Below are 2,033 nucleotides of genomic sequence, written 5' to 3' on the forward strand. Positions count from 1 at the left end.
GATCCGCGTACTGCTCGCCGACGACCAGAATCTCGTACGTGCCTCCTTCGCGATGCTCGTCTCGTCGGCCGGGGACATGGAGGTCGTCGCCGAGGCGGGGACCGGGCGGGAGGCCGTGACGCTGGCCCGGTCGGCGCGGGCCGATCTCGTCGTGATGGACATCCGCATGCCCGACCTGGACGGGATCGAGGCGACCCGGCTCATCGCCGCCGACGAGGATCTCGCGGGGGTGAAGGTGCTCGTCCTGACGACGTACGACACCGACGAGCACATCGTCGAGGCGCTGCGGGCCGGGGCGTCCGGCTTCCTCGTGAAGGACATCCGGCCGGCCGAACTCCTCGACGCCATCCGGACGGTGGCCGCGGGGGAGTCCCTCCTCTCGCCCGGTCCCACCTCGCGGCTCATCGCCCGCTTCCTGCGCGCGCCGGACACCGCGACGCCGTCCGGGGTGGGCGGGCCCAGTGGGCTGTCCGAGCGGGAACGACAGGTGCTCGCGCTGGTCGCGCGCGGTCTCAACAACACTGAGATCGCTGAGGCGTTGGGGCTCAGCCCGCTGACGGCGAAGACCCATGTCAGCCGGATCATGGGCAAGTTGGGGGCGCGGGACCGGGCGCAGCTGGTGATCGTGGCGTATGAGTCGGGGCTTGTGATACCCGGGGCCGCCTGAGTTCGTCCGGATTAAGGGCCCCTCAACTGCCTTTGGTTGCAAGGGCATTGCTCTGTCCGTCGAAGCGCACTAGTTTCTCGTTGCCCGGTGGACATCCCACGTCCTATGTCTCTCCGTGTCTGCCGTCTCGCGTCCGTCTCTGTGCGTCCTCAGGAGAAACCGTGGCTTCCTCGCGTCGTCGTCTTCGTCCTCGTTCGATCGCCCTTGTCGGTGTCGCGGGGCTCATCGCCGGACTCGCCTCCGGAATCGCGTCCACCGGTTCCGCGTTCGCCGCGGAACGGCCGTCGCGGGGGTGTGTCTCCTCCGTTCCGTACGCGGCCGGGCAGAACGGGTACGACACCTACCGCATCCCCGCCACCGTCACCACCCGCACCGGTGCCGTTCTCGCCTTCGCCGAGGGGAGACGCGACGGTGCCGGGGACACCGGGAACATCGACGTCGTCCTCAGACGGTCCTTCGACGGTGGCTGCACCTGGGGGCCGCTGTCCGTCGTCGCGGCCGGGAAGGGGGACACGCGCGGCAATCCGGTGCCCGTCGTCGACCCCCGTACCGGGAAGGTCGTCCTCCTCACGTCCTACAACAGCGGTGCTGTGACCGAGGGGCAGATCATGCGCGGGGAGGTCACGGCCGAGCAGAGCCGGCGGGTCTTCGTGCAGACCAGCCGGGACGACGGGCGGCGCTTCAGCGTGCCCCGGGACATCACCTCGGCGGTGAAGCTGCCGGGGTGGCGGTGGTACGCCACCGGGCCCGGGCACGCGGTGGCCCTGGCCCGGGGGCCGCACGCCGGGCGGCTCGTCGTGCCGTCCAACCACTCGGCCTCGCCGGCGGCCGGCTCCGCCGACACCGGGCAGGAGGCCAAGTACTACGGGGCGCACGCGATCTACAGCGACGACGGTGGGGTGACGTGGCGGGTCGGGTTCGTGGACGACTCGTACGACGGGGTCGACAACGCGAACGAGAATGCCGTGGCCCAACTGCCCGACGGGCGGCTGTACTTCAGTTCGCGGGATCAGCACGGGAGCAGTGTGGGCAACCGGCTCGACAGCTACTCCAGCGACGGGGGTGTGACGCTCGACCGGCCCTATCTGGTCCAGCCGACGCTCAATGACGTGCCGGTGGTGCAGGGCAGCGTCCTGCAGTTGACGGGGGTCGGCCAGGGGGCGGGGGCGCCGCTGCTCTTCTCCGGGCCCTCCGTGCCTACAGTCCGCCAATCCATGGCGGTCTGGCGCAGCGCGGACGCCGGGCGCTCCTTCACCAAGGCGAAGACGCTCTCCACGTTGCCGGCCGCGTACTCCGACCTCGTGCAGCTGGGGTCGGACCGGGTGGGGGTGCTCTATGAGACGGGGGCCACGGGGATGTACGAGGG

2 protein-coding genes are annotated in these 2,033 nt (G+C 70.5%); both read left to right on the top strand.

The genetic code is table 11. The features are described 5' to 3' along the window. Position 1 precedes the first annotated feature (1 nt). Positions 2-667, top strand: coding sequence for a response regulator (locus AOK17_RS15400; protein ID WP_079053039.1), 666 nt, complete (start codon positions 2-4; stop codon positions 665-667). Between the two features lie 161 nt (positions 668-828). Then, a partial coding sequence (locus AOK17_RS15405) for a sialidase family protein (RefSeq protein WP_055613027.1) occupies positions 829-2,033 on the top strand: 1,205 nt, incomplete at its 3' end.

It is taken from the genome of Streptomyces phaeochromogenes (genome assembly GCF_001418655.1).
Lineage (GTDB): Bacteria > Actinomycetota > Actinomycetes > Streptomycetales > Streptomycetaceae > Streptomyces > Streptomyces phaeochromogenes.